14 protein-coding genes are annotated in these 14844 nt (G+C 37.4%); 10 read left to right on the forward strand and 4 right to left on the reverse strand.

Translation table 11 applies throughout. The features are described 5' to 3' along the window. Window positions 1-51: 51 nt before the first annotated feature. Window positions 52-480: a hypothetical protein gene (locus H6F39_RS15720; protein ID WP_190396989.1), complete on the reverse strand. Its 429-nt coding sequence runs from the start codon at window positions 478-480 to the stop codon at window positions 52-54. A gap of 38 nt (window positions 481-518) precedes the next feature. Continuing rightward, on the reverse strand, window positions 519-2327 hold the full coding sequence (locus tag H6F39_RS15725; protein ID WP_190371494.1) for an ABC transporter ATP-binding protein: 1809 nt from the start codon (window positions 2325-2327) through the stop codon (window positions 519-521). 416 nt (window positions 2328-2743) lie between these two features. Here H6F39_RS15725 and H6F39_RS15730 point away from each other — a divergent pair, with 416 nt between their 5' ends. The 3 genes from H6F39_RS15730 to H6F39_RS15740 all read left to right on the forward strand — a co-directional run bounded on the left by H6F39_RS15730 (window position 2744) and on the right by H6F39_RS15740 (window position 5929). Continuing rightward, the gene (locus H6F39_RS15730; protein WP_028083460.1) at window positions 2744-3160 is read left to right on the forward strand and encodes a DUF1824 family protein; all 417 of its coding nucleotides are present in this window, start codon (window positions 2744-2746) and stop codon (window positions 3158-3160) included. A 70-nt stretch (window positions 3161-3230) separates the two neighbouring features. Next, the gene (locus tag H6F39_RS15735; protein ID WP_190396990.1) at window positions 3231-5135 is read left to right on the forward strand and encodes an ABC-F family ATP-binding cassette domain-containing protein; all 1905 of its coding nucleotides are present in this window, start codon (window positions 3231-3233) and stop codon (window positions 5133-5135) included. A gap of 614 nt (window positions 5136-5749) precedes the next feature. Next, window positions 5750-5929, forward strand: a complete 180-nt coding sequence (locus tag H6F39_RS15740; RefSeq protein ID WP_190396991.1) for a hypothetical protein — start codon at window positions 5750-5752, stop codon at window positions 5927-5929. 225 nt (window positions 5930-6154) lie between these two features. Here H6F39_RS15740 and H6F39_RS15745 read toward each other — a convergent pair whose 3' ends face one another. Both H6F39_RS15745 and H6F39_RS15750 read right to left on the reverse strand, forming a co-directional pair. Further along, complete coding sequence (locus H6F39_RS15745; RefSeq protein WP_190396992.1) at window positions 6155-7801, reverse strand: lipoxygenase family protein; 1647 nt, start codon at window positions 7799-7801, stop codon at window positions 6155-6157. 21 nt (window positions 7802-7822) lie between these two features. After that, complete coding sequence (locus H6F39_RS15750) at window positions 7823-9187, reverse strand: cytochrome 450 (RefSeq protein WP_190371499.1); 1365 nt, start codon at window positions 9185-9187, stop codon at window positions 7823-7825. Window positions 9188-9637: 450 nt separating this feature from the next. On the opposite strand from H6F39_RS15750, the gene H6F39_RS15755 reads away from it, so the two are divergent. The 7 genes from H6F39_RS15755 (at window position 9638) to H6F39_RS15785 (ending at window position 14409) form a co-directional block, all read left to right on the forward strand. Continuing rightward, window positions 9638-9883, forward strand: a complete 246-nt coding sequence (locus H6F39_RS15755; protein WP_190371500.1) for a hypothetical protein — start codon at window positions 9638-9640, stop codon at window positions 9881-9883. Between the two features lie 27 nt (window positions 9884-9910). Beyond that, entirely contained in the window at window positions 9911-10345 is a 435-nt protein-coding gene (locus tag H6F39_RS15760) for a nitrogen fixation protein (protein WP_174782609.1), read from the forward strand. A 107-nt stretch (window positions 10346-10452) separates the two neighbouring features. Beyond that, a complete protein-coding gene (locus H6F39_RS15765; RefSeq protein WP_242028657.1) occupies window positions 10453-10869 on the forward strand; it encodes a Nif11-like leader peptide family natural product precursor in 417 nt (138 codons plus the stop codon). Window positions 10870-10970: 101 nt separating this feature from the next. Continuing rightward, window positions 10971-12230, forward strand: coding sequence for a nif11-class peptide radical SAM maturase 3 (locus tag H6F39_RS15770; RefSeq protein ID WP_190396993.1), 1260 nt, complete (start codon window positions 10971-10973; stop codon window positions 12228-12230). Window positions 12231-12246: 16 nt separating this feature from the next. Next, a complete protein-coding gene (locus H6F39_RS15775) occupies window positions 12247-12450 on the forward strand; it encodes a hypothetical protein (protein ID WP_168357514.1) in 204 nt (67 codons plus the stop codon). Window positions 12451-12735: 285 nt separating this feature from the next. Then, on the forward strand, window positions 12736-13743 hold the full coding sequence (locus tag H6F39_RS15780; protein ID WP_190396994.1) for a DUF4351 domain-containing protein: 1008 nt from the start codon (window positions 12736-12738) through the stop codon (window positions 13741-13743). A 486-nt stretch (window positions 13744-14229) separates the two neighbouring features. Then, on the forward strand, window positions 14230-14409 hold the full coding sequence (locus H6F39_RS15785; RefSeq protein WP_190396995.1) for a hypothetical protein: 180 nt from the start codon (window positions 14230-14232) through the stop codon (window positions 14407-14409). Window positions 14410-14844: the final 435 nt, after the last annotated feature.

Raw genomic sequence — 14844 nt, forward strand, 5'->3', positions numbered from 1 at the left:
AATTCAATTATTGTGTATTTTTTCTGACCTATTATAGCACAATCAATGCTTCTAGCGATCGCTAATTTGCTCAATTAATCGCTGTTCTAGTAAATCCAATAATCCATCTACATCTTTTCCTATTTCATGAAAACAGGCTTCTGGTGATGATTTGGGTGCGAATTGGATTAGTTTAATTTCTCCTTTACCAATTCCAATCATGACTACCTCTGTTTCGGGTTTATGATTATCAATAATTCCCAAAATTTCTTGGAGACGATTTTCAACTCTATCATTCAACTTTTCTATTTCGGATTGGGGACAATAGACAAAATGGGGAGTTGGTTGGAAATCAATACCGATAGTTCCCTGACTATTGCCATTTTCTAACCACAACCCCCAAAAAAGTGCAGCTAGCTCTGGCTGATTGTTTTTGACAAATTTATCTAATTGTCTGCGCCATTTATTGTCTTCTGTTTCTGGTTGGGGAATACTAAACATGATCGTTAATTGGTAATTTTATTTTATGATAATTTTCTCTATTTTAACCCAGATTGCACCAGCCAGAGACTGGTGTAAATGCCATTTTTTTCTAACAGTTGTTCATGAGTTCCTGCTTCTACTAATTTACCATGTTCCATGACATAAATACAATCAGCGTTGCGAATTGTCGAAAGACGATGAGCTATAGCTATAGTAGTTCTATTGACCGTAATTCGTTCTAGGGAACGTTGAATTGCGGCCTCGGTTTCATTGTCTACTGCTGAAGTAGCTTCATCTAAAATCAGAATTGGTGGATTTTTTAATACTGCGCGAGCGATCGCAATTCGTTGTCTTTGTCCTCCAGATAATTTTTGTCCTCTTTCCCCTACTATTGTCTCATAACCTTGGGGTAAATTCATAATAAAATCATGAGCTTCTGCTATTTTCGCGGCCATGATGATCTCTTCATTAGTAGCAGTGAAAGTACCATAGGCAATATTTTCTCCCACTGTACCATGAAATAGAAAGACATCTTGACTGACTAAACCAATAGCGCGGCGTAAATCTCGTAAATTTAACTGTTGTAAATCAATTCCATCCAGAGTGATTTTACCATTTTGTACTTCATAAAAACGCAGTAATAACTTAACTAAAGTGCTTTTACCTGAACCTGTTGAACCGACAATAGCAATTGTATTTCCCGCTGGAATTTCTAAAGATAAGTTTTTGATAACTGGGTTTCTATTCTGATAAGCAAAGCTGACATTTTTAAATTCTAAAGCTCCCCGAATCATATCTATAGGTAAATCAATATTTCCCGTAGGAATTGTCATAGGAGTATCTAATAAATCCATGACTCGATTAGTAGAAGCCATAGCTCTTTGATATAAATCAAAAGTATCTCCTAATCTGGTTAATGGCCATAATAAAAGCTGCACTAAAAACACCAAAGAACTATAAGCACCGACAGCCAACCTTCCGGCTACTGTTTCCATACCGCCGAATAATAGCAATATTGTAAAAGCTATTAAAATGAACATCCGAATGATGGGAATATAAGCCGCAGATAAGGCGATCGCTACTGCATTACTGTGACGATAAGCATTACTTTCTAATTCTACACGAGCAGATTCATAATCTTCGGCAGTAAAACTTTTAATGGTAGTAATTCCGCTCAAATTATTAGACAATCTGCTATTTAATAAACCTACTTTTTCCCGAACATCAGCATAACGAGGAGCGAGAAATTTCTGAAAAACTATCGAACCACCGAGAATAAAAGGCATGGGTAAAATTGCCATCCCAGCCACACTAGGAGCTAAAATAAAAAATGCACCACCAACGATGATAATAGTTGTCGTGACTTGAATAATATCATTTGCACCCACATCTAAAAACCGCTCTAATTGGTTAATATCATCACTGAGGATAGACATTAAACCCCCCGTACTACGTTCTTCAAAATAAGCTAATTCTAATTCTTGCAGGTGTTTATATGCGGACAATCTTAAGTTATGCTGAATATTCTGCCCCAAATTGCGCCATAATAATTTATAGGCATATTCAAACAATGATTCCAACACCCAAGTAATCACCGTCAACAAGGATAAAATTAAGAATTGCCCATAAATATCCTTGACACCTAACCCAGCAATGATAGAATTATCTTGCTTGACTACCACATCCACCGCAATCCCAATTAATACAGGTGGTGCTAAATCAAAAAATTTATTCAAGATAGAAGCGCCAATGGCCAGCCGAATTTGTTTAGTATACTTATGTCCATACTTAAATAAACGCTGGAGAGGATGTACAGAATTTGTACGTCTTTGTGATAAGCGGGGAGATTTTAATGGTATATTCACATTAATTGCTAATTATTAATTGCTAATTACTTACAATTAATATTACCACATAATCAAGTTAATCAGTTATGAAAATTGAAATAATAGATACAGTTATCTTCCTTCAGGAATAAATTGGCATCTATCGTCATCGAACCTTGACGATTATTGTTAACTACTAATTTGGCAAACTCCAGTTTTAGCAATTATATTAGAAAAATATTATCGCCAAAATTATTCTCAAGTAAAACCAGAGCGTTAATCAACGGTATAATGACATTGCCTAGAAACAAGATGTGCTAATTTTACCGGCAATTATTAGCTTTTTTAGAGCGGAATATGTCATATCAATCTTGATTTTGTTCAAAAATGCTAGTAATGTGATCAAATCTCACTCCCACAACCTAAACCAGACGTAAAACTAGACAAATCATATTATGTCTACTCCCAATTATCAGCAACTCTCACTGCCAGAAGCCAGGAAAATACTCAACAAATTCAACTGTCTGGATATCGCCCCCATTCTGAAACCGTCGGAGAAAATTCCCACCCGTGAGGCATTAATTTTTGTCACCAGTCTGACTGATTATCAAATTTTAGGTATTTGTGCTGATACAGCCGAAGAGGGAATTTTAGCCATGAAAACCTATTCTCGCGCTTTGGGTTATCAACCACCAACTGATTTACCGCAACCAGAAGGACCAGTTTACATCAAATTAAATGGCAAAAATGGCTTGTGTTATCTCGATTCCTATTCTGGTCATCATCGGGGAGTGCTAGTATCTTGTCAGTCCTATCAAGAGGGAGGAGTTAACGAAATGTATGGACATTTACCCCTCGATTTATTTGTCTAGAATTTCGTTTACAATCGTCTTTAGGGTGGGCAATGCCCACCTCATTCTTAATCACTAATTACCAGATAATATGAGCATTGTTACATTACAGTCAGTTAAAAAAGATTTTGGCATTAAAGAACTCTTAAAAGATGCTAATTTTAGTCTTGATACTAATGACAAAGTTGGTTTGATTGGTACTAATGGTTCTGGTAAATCAACTTTATTAAAAATGATCGCCGGCTTAGAATCAATTGATAGCGGCCAAATTTTAGTTAATTCCGGTGCGAAAATTGTTTACTTACCCCAACAGCCAGATATAGACGAAAATCACACAGTTTTAGAACAGGTATTTGCTGACAGTGGTGAACAAATCCACCTAGTTAAAGAGTACGAAGAATTGTCTGATAAATTGGCACATTATCCCGATGATAGTCAATTAATGTCTCGTCTTTCCAGTGTAATGCAGCGCATGGATGCCACAGGTGCATGGGAAGTAGAAACCAACGCTAAAATCATTTTAACAAAACTAGGAATTGCTGATTTTGATGTGAAAGTTGGCACATTATCAGGGGGATATCGCAAGCGCATTGCTTTAGCCGCAGCCTTAATATCAGAACCTGATTTATTATTAATGGATGAACCGACAAACCATCTTGATGCCCTGTCTGTAGAATGGTTACAAAGTTATTTAAATCGCTATCGTGGCGCACTTTTATTAATTACCCATGATCGTTATTTTCTAGATAGAGTTACTAATAAAATTATCGAAATTGATCGCGGTGATATTTACACTTATACTGGTAATTATTCCTATTATCTAGAAAAAAAGGCCTTAGCTGAAGAGTCGGCTGTTAGCACTCAACGGAAACATCAAGGAATTTTACGACGAGAATTAGAATGGTTAAAAAAAGGACCAAAAGCTAGAAGTACGAAACAAAAAGCTAGAATTGAACGCGCTCATGCTCTGCGAGATACTGAGTTTAAACAACTTAATGGTAAGGTTGATATTTCTACCATTGGTCGTCGTATTGGTAAGAAAGTTATTGACCTCAAAAATGTTAGTAAAGCCTACAATGGTAGAACCTTAATTAAGGATTTTACCTATGAATTTAGTCCAGAAGATAGAATTGGTATTATTGGTGGAAATGGTGCAGGAAAATCTACCTTAATGGATATTATTACCGCCAGAATTAAACCAGATTCTGGTATTGTAGAAATTGGGACTACAATTCATATTGGTTATTTTAACCAACATTCAGAAGAATTGTTAACCGCTGTGAATGAAGATCAGCGCGTGATTGATTATATTAAAGAAGAAGGAGAATTTATTGAAATATCCGACGGAACTAAAATCACTGCTTCCCAAATGTTAGAGAGATTTTTGTTTCCGGGAAATCAACAATATGCACCCATTCATAAACTTTCTGGCGGAGAAAAACGTCGTTTATTCCTATTGCGTATTCTTATTAGTGCGCCCAATGTCTTGATTTTAGATGAACCGACTAATGATTTAGATGTCCAAACATTAGCAGTATTAGAAGATTATCTGGAAGATTTTAATGGTTGTGTAATTGTAGTTTCCCATGATCGTTACTTTTTAGATCGGACAGTAGATACAATTTTCGCTTTGGAAGCAGGGGGAAGTTTACGTCAATATCCAGGGAATTATTCTATTTATTTAGATTATAAAAAAGCTGAAGAAGCCCAACCACAGGAAACACCAAAGGCTGTCATTGTGGAAAAGGTGACATCTCCAGTTATAGAGACTAAAAAACGCCGCAGGTTATCTAATTGGGAAAGACGGGAATTTGCAGAATTAGAAGGAAAAATTGCCAAATTAGAAGCTGAGAAAACAGCATTAGAAAAGAAATTAACAACTATGGCGGGGAATTATAGCGAAGTGCAAAAACTTTATGAACAGGTGGAAACCCTCAAGAAAAATATTGATGTAGCCACGGAACGTTGGTTAGAATTAGCGGAAATGGAGTCTTAGGTTGCAATTAAATTAATCCTCTTGTTGAAATCTTCAAATATACGTAGGGTGGGTTAGCGACAGCGTAACCCACCATCTGATTAGGTAGTTATGTAAAATAAATTGCATATCTCATAGGATTTATGCTTATACAGCACTTCCCGGTGTTATGAGGTACATATCTAGCGGGCAATATGCCCGCACCACAAGAGTTTTATGATTAATATCTGTACTTCATAATATCGGAAACTGCTGTAAGAGCTAATACATATATCTAAATTATTTAATAATTTAGGGATTTGTTTATATTTAAGTTAATAAGAAAAAGTGACAAAATTCTTACAGTAGTGCAACAATTATGTCCCTTTTTTTGGCTATTTTCAGCCCGTAGTTGTGTGTTTTTTAGTGATATTTTCAACTTAAAAAGGCAATTTTACGGATATTTGTGCGTGAAATGCTGTCATCGTCAAGCTATTGAAGGTGACAAAACTGAAACAATTATGTCACTTTTATTTTGTCTAAATCTCTAGACAGAGGTTTTTATTTTGAATATGATGTAGTCGGGAAATGAAAAAGTACAACATTTCCGGTTTTTTCTAGATTTTTTGACTTTTTAAACTAAGGAGAATACCAAAATGGCTAAGATTCAAATTGCTGATTTAGCACAAGTTGAAAACCAGTTTGATGAATTATCTGATTTAGAACTTGAGGTAGTGGGTGGTTCTTGGTTGAGTAAATTTCTTAAAAAATTGAGGATTAAGAGTGTTTCGATTAGCTTCGGATCCGGCGGTTTTTCTGGTAGCATTGGATTTTGATTCTCTTTAATTCTCGTTCCCAGTCTCCGACTGGGAATGCTACTTAGAGGCTCTGCCTCCATAATTTAGTATCAATGAAGGCAGAGCCTTCCGTAATTCATTCCCATACAGAGTATGGGAACGAGAAATGTTGCAATAAACTATCATATCTAATGAGGAATAAAACACCCCATTTTAATATTATTAAAAATTATTAAAATGGGGTTTTGTCTATTCTGCAATTAGTTAAATACTAATACTGTTAAGAATGAGTCTTGGTTGGAGATATTCGTAATGTACTAAACGTCCCTTATTATTCAATTCAATTTTTCTCTGTACCATATTCAATTCTTGCTGAAATTTATTCACAACTTGGTCAGCATTTGGATCTGTAAATTCTTCCTCTTCATAATATCCCAGTCTGTCATAACGATAGTCTGAAAGTATGTACACAGTTGATAATTGGGTATTTGTGGGCTTGGCAGGTGGTAGAAAATCTATGAGGGCTTGACGGTCTTTAATATCACCCTTTTGTTGAATTGGTTGATAAGCAGCTAGGGGCATATTAGGAATAAAACCCATGTATTCATATTGGGAGAAATTAACCGCCGAATGCTGCGGACCACAAATATATATGATAGTAGTAACAATCTCAACTAATTGTTCTAGGGTATCAATGCGATCGCTCATACCCTTAACCCTACCACCATCCTGAGCCACTAATTCCCGCGCCCAAGCTTGCAGTTCTCCGTCTGCTTTCAAGTCTGCTGGACTCTTGTAATAAAGCTGCAAATAGTTAAATACAAACTTATTAATCGCATTCCATAACAAAATTCCATCATCCCGATAAGGATAATGTGGCAAGTTTTTCACATCATCTACACCGCGATTTTTAAGTTCCCTAGGTAGAGCAAACTGGTCTAGACTCCAACTTTTATAGGCATCTACCACAATTTGCAATGATTCTTGCAGAGTTCCTGCTAATAATTCATCCACAAAACCGCCCCTACTAACCAGACGCTTGCGAGCTAAATCATTATTAGCCAACATAAACCGGAAATGGGGTCTGAGTAATATTCTCAGAGGATGATTTTCAGCCAGTTGACGCGGGGTGACAACAGCAAAGGGTTCCATTACCAGGTGAGTCCGGCATAAATGGCTGCTCATTTCATGATGATTAGCATCAGCAATTTGCACACAGGACTTAGCATAAAACCAGGTTAAAGGGTCATCAAAAGGAGTTAGCAAGGGGCTGGCTTTACCTGCTTTGGGATTGATTTGAATGGCTACAGGGACTAATTGGCCTCGATCTTGAAAGCCCGAACTGCGCCAACAGAAAAAAGCTAGAGGTGCTGGTAGGTACTTTTTTCCTTTGGCATAAGTGCCACCTTGAATGAACGCCAAGGATCTATAATCAGCGACATATAGATTTCCTGTTGCCAATCTTTCGATTAAATTAATAGAATTGCCAAACTTATCCTGTAATTCTTCGATGGTAAAGGCAAAGTTAGCTGGCATTTGCTTAATTTGACGTAAAACCATCGGATTCACCCCACAAAGCCGTTGTTCGGCGAAGGAATCATCGGTTTCATAGGTTTTCATCACATTAGGTTTTTGCAAAACTGGGAAAAAGTCCTCATAATCTTGCAATTCATCTAAAGGATCCCACATAGCATGAGTTTTAACAGCCATCATATTTAGAGGAAGTTCTGCTGCCTCTAATGTCCGTTCAGCAATATACTTAGTAGAAAAATTCTCTGCGGGAGGTACGCTTTTGAGCATCGCCATAGGCGGCAAAAAATCATACATGAATTGATACTCTTTGCGGCCTTTCTCTAGACAAGATTGGCGTTGTGCGGGGTTTGGGTCATTTTGAGGTAGAAATGGCTGCATGATATTTATTTATGATATGGACTAGGATATTTGGCTTAAGTAAGAGCGACGAGCTTTACCCACGCTAATAATAACATTGGTCAGCATTTCTAATGCTAAGTCTTTCCCCGGACAAATGCGGCCTGCATGACGAGAACCAACGGAATTAAAACCCATGTGAAAAGGGCAAAGATTTTCTCTGTTTGCATTAAATTCATAAGCAGTTTTTCCCCAAAAATCTTCACTTAACATCCCCAAAAGCATAGGAATTAAAATTTTAGTTCCTTTCGGAAAAGTTCGCGCCTTACCCGCCAATGTCACCGTAAATGGTTCTGTCGCTACTCGGTGAGAGGCACTTACAGGCATAAACAGACGGGCGCATTCTAACAGAAAAAGTTGAATACTAGGACGATCATTAAGATCGAGCCTGTCCCAATAACTCTTAATATCAATTTTATCAGTTTGACGACCTTGGTAAGCAGGAAGGGGTTGATAACCCATGGCTGTTTTTCCCAAGTGTAGCGGCCCTTGCAACCCGGCAATACTCATTAAAGACACCATCAGTTTTGCAAGTTCTCGCCGCGTCATTTTATGATATTTAGGGTCGTTCTCTTGAAAATTAGCTAAGGCTGGAGAATTTTCGTAAATCGTCGCTACTTGCTCTACCAGTTCAGGAACTTGACGAAATCCCCATATATTTAACTTTTCTAAACTACTGCTGCCAGCAAAATAATATAATGTTCCCCTTTTTGTATAGTGCAAGGTTGTAATAATTCTTATTGTTGCTTGATCATCAGGATTAATGCCAAAAATAACGTAGTGAAGATACCGGACTAAAAAGCCCATCCAATCCCGTTGATCATTATTGAAAAATTCTTCTAAAGTATTATTGGTAATTCTATCTACATAATCAGCCGCTAACTTATTGAACAACCGTTGTGCTACTTGATCATTTTGACGCATTACCATGCCTTCATTAAAGAAGTAATTATCAACACACTTACGGAAAGCATCATGATTTTCCCCGCCGGCGGCTGCGTCTGAGAGAGTAATTAAAAGAACATTGCGACCTCCTTGATCAACTCCCGGACCATGACTAGAACTAAGCATGGAAGTTCCTAGTCTCCAGTCACGGGCTTGGGGTGAGGTTAAGGCGGTCTCTAGGGTTTTAAAGTCTCCTAAGACTACTTCCCCTGCACAACAAAAAGCCTCCCCCAGCACTTGCCTTTTCCTATCCAGGTAAGGTGGATCATTGGCAATTGTTCCCTCTACAAAACTGATTATAGGCAGAAAGGTACGGCTGACTGGGTTTTGAGGGTTCTCTATTGCCCAAGCTTGAAAGTGATTCAGGGCTTTGTCTAACAATGATGGCTGAAGATTGGTTTTTGGTATGGTAGTTGGCCGCATAAAGGTTATTTTTTTCCTTCTAAGTATAAATAAATTTAGGCGATAATCCAGTTTTGATCAATATTTTTTAATTTTTGATATTTATACCTTTTCCCAGTCTAATGAAATGCCTGAATCCTTACAATAAGTCGGGCATTTGTTTATATTTAAGTTAATAGGCAAAAGTGACAAAATTGCAACAATTATTTCACTTTTTTGGCTATTTCGATCAGTAAATATCTGTATTTAGAGTAATTTTATTAACATTAAATGTCAAAATTACGGATATTTGTGCGGAAAATGCTGTTATCATCAGGCTATTGAATGTGAAAAAACTGAAACAATTATGTCACTTTTATTTTGTCTAAATCTCTAGACAGAGGTTTTTATTTTTAATAAGATGTAGCGGGGGAATAAAAAATAACAACCTTAATAAATTAATTCACCTACAGACCTCTGAGGCAAATTAACATGAATAATCATCGTCTTGAAATCAACGACCTAATTGATAGTGCTGTTAATAATGCAGTAGCGCGTCGTAATGAGGCTCTAGCATCTGTATCTGATGAAGAAGCTAAAAACGTTTCTGGTGGTACAGCTACTGGTAAGGTTAAGAGAAGGGGTGAAGGTATTCTTATTCCTATTATTGCGGGTATGCTACCCCTTCCTACTTGGATGGGTATGAAAACCGCAGTCCCAACAAAAAGACGGGTATAAAAATCCTCTTATTTCGAGGCTAAATGGATGAAGGAAATTGCTGAAAAAACTACACTTTGCCCTAGTGCTAGACCAGAACCAGGGGAAAGTTTTGTTTTCGGTATCATTGGTGGAACAGTAGCAGAACCTCGTGTAGCTTATCTGAAACAGCCTCAACCTATCACAGATGAACTAATAGCTAAAGTTAGTCCTGTGACACCAGCGGAAGTGTTTCGTACAGCTTCAACTTGTGCCACAAATGGTTGTCAACATTTTGATGGGAAAAATTGTGGTTTAGCTACACGAATTGTCGAAAATTTACCGACAGTAGGAGAGGAATTACCTCCCTGTTCTATCCGTCGAGATTGTCGTTGGTGGCAACAGGAAGGGAAGGCGGCTTGTATGCGTTGTCCGCAAGTAATTACGGATAATTACAATGCTTCTGAATTGTCAATTCAAGTGGCCACACCAACCGCTCGTTAACTGAATATTTTGCACCATAATCTGATTGGGAAAAATAAGATCCTAAAAAGCTGATTATTGGCTAGTATGGGGATTTTCTACCTACCCTGCTTGAGAAGGTGTAAGATATGAATTTAATATCTGAATTAAGGAATTTTACCAATATCTCAAAGGAGAAAAATATGTCTTTAGAAAACGTCAAATCTTTTTATGAATATCTGGCAGATAATGAAGCTTTTCGTGACCAAATCAAAGCTGCTGAGAATAAAGAAGAGTGTAGCCGAATAGTTAAAGCAGCCGGCTTTGATTTTACCTTAGAAGAATACGAAGAATATACTTATCAACTTTTAGAATCAGCTAATTCTGAAGATGAAATTCAAGATTTAAGTGAAAAAGAATTAGCAACTGTTTTTGGGGGAATAACTGGAAATAAGCAAAAAATTAGACAAATAATTCGACCATTATATGGAGTCGTGTGGCCACCACAAGGGAAATGGCGACCTGTACAGGCGATGTATGGAGTTGTTATAGGTGACACTTTTTGAGTGTAAATGTCAATTTCCGAAATGAAAAATTAAGTTTTTAGGGATGGATAAAAAGCCAATTTATTCATCCTTTACTCACAAAATTGATTGAGGATATTTCCATGACTTATCACCGAATTAGCTATGCAGTGTGGGAAATTACCCTTAAATGTAATCTAGCTTGTCAACATTGTGGTTCTCGCGCTGGACATACCAGGACAAATGAACTTTCTACAGCAGAAGCTCTTAACTTAGTCCAGCAAATGGCCGAAGTAGGAATTACAGAAGTTACTATTATTGGAGGTGAAGCATTTCTTCGTCCCGATTGGTTAGAAATTGCCCAAGCAATTACTAAAGCTGGTATGATTTGTGGTATGACCACCGGGGGTTATGGTATCACCTTAGAGACAGCCCACCGCATGAAAGCAGCAGGGATTCAAGTAGTTTCTGTGTCCGTTGATGGTTTAGAAGCTACCCATGACCAAATTCGCGGTAAACAAGGCTCATGGAAATGGGCATTTCAGACCATGAGTAACCTCAAAGAAGCGGGTATTCCCTTTGGTTGTAATACTCAAATTAATCGGCTCTCAGCCCCAGAATTTCCCCAAATTTACGAACATCTCCGCGACGCGGGTATTTTCGCTTGGCAAATTCAACTAACCGTACCTATGGGGAATGCAGCGGATAATAGCGAGATTTTATTACAACCTTATGAACTTTTGGATGTATATCCAATGATTGCTCGTGTTGCAAAACGAGCCAAGCAGGAAGGTGTACAAGTGCAACCGGGAAATAATATTGGCTACTACGGACCCTATGAGCGATTATTGCGCGGGGGGGATGCGTGGTCATTTTGGCAGGGATGTAGCGCCGGACTCTCGGCTTTAGGTATTGAAGCGGACGGTGCTATCAAAGGTTGCCCATCTTTACCGACAACAGCTTATACAGGAGGTAATATCCGCGACCATTCACTGCGGACAATTATTGAAGAAACAGAGGAACTGAGATTTAATCTTGGTGCTGGTACTCCCAAGGGAACAGAACACCTATGGGGTTTTTGCAAAACTTGTGAATTTGCGGAACTTTGTCGTGGTGGTTGTAGTTGGACTGCCCATGTTTTCTTTGATAAGAGAGGTAATAATCCTTACTGTCATCATCGCGCCTTAACCCAAGAAAAAAATGGCATTAGAGAGCGTGTTTTTCTGCAACGTCAAGCCAATGGAAATCCCTTTGATAATGGCGAATTTGCACTAATTGAGGAATCTATTAATGCCCCTTGGATAGAAAATGACCCACTGCATTTTACGGCTGAGTTAATTCAATGGCCAAAAGGGTGGGAAAAAGAACCAGAGTTAGGCAAATCTTTAGTTAATTCCCACTAAAATTCTGTTGAGAATCATGAACAATATTTCCCCCGATTCTATTGCATTAGAAGATTCAAATACCTTTGCAAAATCTGAAACTGATTCAGATATTTCACAACCCTTATTACCTCGCTTGAGTTGGGATAATCAGATTACTTATTTGCGACTTATTTTTAGGGCTAAAAGAGCTTTAGACCGAATTGAGAAAGAAGCGGGTATTGTCAGGAGTGAAAACTGATGAAATCTAACATTTAATTGCAAGCAATTAAATTTACAGCACTTTAATTTTACCACAAACCTGAATCTTTAAATTTTCAGGTTTATTTTATTTATATACCCATCCTAAATAAGACATAAATACCTCCTTTTCTCTACCTCTGAGTCCTCTGTGTCCTAGTAGGTTCGTTCCAAAAAATCCATTCACAAACCAGGGAGAATAGCCATATCTATAATTCAGATTATATAACTTTTATTCAGTAACTAAGAATTTCAGGTAAGATAAATAATCATCTGCCATTAATTCATGACCAATATTATTCATAAACGGGCTGATTTTGATAGTCCATGGAAAGAAATTCTCACCGCATATTTTCCCCAAGCAATGCAATTCTTTTTTCCCGAAACCGAGGCACTAATTGACTGGGAACGTCCTTATGAATTTCTCGATAAAGAATTTCAACAAATTACCCGTGAAGCCGAACAAGGAAAGAGATATGCTGATCAATTAGTCAAAGTTTGGCAAATTCAGGGTGAACAATTGTGGTTATTAGTCCATGTAGAAATTCAGGGAAAAAAAGAAGATAATTTCGGTCAACGGATATTTACCTACAATTATCGCATTTTTGACAGTTTTGGTCAACCCGCAATCAGCTTGGCGATTTTATGTGACACCAACCGTGAATGGCGACCGAGTAATTACGGTTACAATTATCCCCAGACAAAGTTAAATTTTGAATTTGGTAGCATTAAACTGTTAGATTATGAACAACGGTGGCAAGAGTTAGAAAATAGTAAGAATCCTTTTGCAACAGTGGTTATGGCACATTTGAAAACCCAGCAAACGCGCTCATATCCCCAAGAACGCAAAATCTGGAAATTCAGTTTAATTCGCAGGTTATACGATTTAGGCTTACAAGAGCAAGATATTCGTAACCTGTATCGCTTTATAGACTGGGTAATGATTTTACCAAAACCATTGGAAAATCAATTGTGGTCGGAGTATAAACAATTCGAGCAGGAGCGAACTATGAGATATATTACCACTGGTGAGCGCATAGGTTACGAGCGGGGAATAGAAGAAGGACGACTTGAAGGTAGACAAGAAGGTAGACAGGAAGGTAGACAGGAAGGTAGACAGGAAGGAGAACGGTTGGTTATTTTAAAACTGCTTAAAAAGCGATTGGGTGAATTATCACCGGAAACGACACAGCTTATTCAATCTCTTTCTGTTAATCAGTTGGAAAATTTAAGCGAGGCTTTACTAGATTTTAGCAGTATGGCGGATTTACTTAATTGGTTGCAATTAAATTAATCCTCTTGTTGAAGTCTTCAAATATATGTAGGGTGGGTTAGCGACAGCGTAACCCACCATCTGATTAGGTATTTATGTTAAATAAATTACATATTTTATATAATTTTTGCTTATAAGAGCTAATACATATATCTAAATTATTAAATAAGTTAGAGATTTGTTTATATTTAATTTAATAGGCAAAAGTGACAAAATTCCTACAGTAGTGCAACAATTATGTCCCTTTTTTTAGCTATTTTTAATCCGTAATTGTCTGTTTTTTAGTGATACTTTCAACTTAAAATAGCAATTTTACGGATATTTGTGCGTGAAATGCTGTTATCATCAAGCTATTGAAGGTGACAAAACTGAAACAATTATGTCACTTTTATTTTGTCTAAGTCTCTAGACAGAGGTTTTTATTTTGAATAGGATGTAGTCGGGAAATGAAAAAGTACAACATTTCCGGTTTTTTCTAGACTTTTTAAAACCAAGGAGAATACAAAGATGGCTAATATTCAAATTGCTGATTTAGCACAAGTTGAAAACCAGTTTGATGAATTATCTGATTTGGAACTTGAGGTAGTGGGTGGTAGATCGAGATGGAGTCGTCCTGTTTACTCTTATTGGAGGCCTCCTGTTAGTCAGTCTTGGTGGTTTAGACCCTCTAATGCCATAATTTGGTAAGCTGTACTGCATTTAATTTGTATAATTATAGCGGGCAGGAGGCCCGCACCACAAAATTTAGCCATATTAGGATTGTACAATCTAGCTGCGTAACAGCTTATTAATGAAAGCAGAGCCTTTTTCTCGTTCCCAGTCTCCGACTGGGAATGCTACCTAGAGGCTCTGCCTCCGTGACTTAGTATCAATGAAGGCAGAGCCTTCTGTAATTCATTCCCATACAGAGTATGGGAACGAGAAACCCACCCTACACTTTTCTTTTGTGATTAAATCACTCCAAATTCACATTAATCTCTGTTTGATTAACCTGTTTTTTGATCCAACTTACAGCAGTTTCCGAAGTTATGAGGTACAGTTAGTAATAATAAAGATAATACTGTCATGAAAGCATATTCAGTGGATCTCCGAGAAAAAATAGTTGCAGCCCATATTGAGGAA

This window comes from Dolichospermum sp. FACHB-1250, from assembly GCF_014696335.1.
GTDB classification, from domain to species: domain Bacteria; phylum Cyanobacteriota; class Cyanobacteriia; order Cyanobacteriales; family Nostocaceae; genus Dolichospermum; species Dolichospermum planctonicum.

Excerpts from the sequence above, each read along its gene's own strand:
- H6F39_RS15720 (WP_190396989.1), bottom strand. The coding sequence starts at position 480 with ATGTTTAGTATTCCCCAACCAGAAACAGAAGACAATAAATGGCGCAGA.
- H6F39_RS15730 (WP_028083460.1), top strand. The coding sequence starts at position 2,744 with ATGTCTACTCCCAATTATCAGCAACTCTCACTGCCAGAAGCCAGGAAA.
- H6F39_RS15735 (WP_190396990.1), top strand. The coding sequence starts at position 3,231 with ATGAGCATTGTTACATTACAGTCAGTTAAAAAAGATTTTGGCATTAAA.
- H6F39_RS15740 (WP_190396991.1), top strand. The coding sequence starts at position 5,750 with ATGGCTAAGATTCAAATTGCTGATTTAGCACAAGTTGAAAACCAGTTT.
- H6F39_RS15745 (WP_190396992.1), bottom strand. The coding sequence starts at position 7,801 with ATGCAGCCATTTCTACCTCAAAATGACCCAAACCCCGCACAACGCCAA.
- H6F39_RS15750 (WP_190371499.1), bottom strand. The coding sequence starts at position 9,187 with ATGCGGCCAACTACCATACCAAAAACCAATCTTCAGCCATCATTGTTA.
- H6F39_RS15755 (WP_190371500.1), top strand. The coding sequence starts at position 9,638 with ATGAATAATCATCGTCTTGAAATCAACGACCTAATTGATAGTGCTGTT.
- H6F39_RS15760 (WP_174782609.1), top strand. The coding sequence starts at position 9,911 with ATGAAGGAAATTGCTGAAAAAACTACACTTTGCCCTAGTGCTAGACCA.
- H6F39_RS15765 (WP_242028657.1), top strand. The coding sequence starts at position 10,453 with ATGAATTTAATATCTGAATTAAGGAATTTTACCAATATCTCAAAGGAG.
- H6F39_RS15770 (WP_190396993.1), top strand. The coding sequence starts at position 10,971 with ATGACTTATCACCGAATTAGCTATGCAGTGTGGGAAATTACCCTTAAA.
- H6F39_RS15775 (WP_168357514.1), top strand. The coding sequence starts at position 12,247 with ATGAACAATATTTCCCCCGATTCTATTGCATTAGAAGATTCAAATACC.
- H6F39_RS15780 (WP_190396994.1), top strand. The coding sequence starts at position 12,736 with ATGACCAATATTATTCATAAACGGGCTGATTTTGATAGTCCATGGAAA.
- H6F39_RS15785 (WP_190396995.1), top strand. The coding sequence starts at position 14,230 with ATGGCTAATATTCAAATTGCTGATTTAGCACAAGTTGAAAACCAGTTT.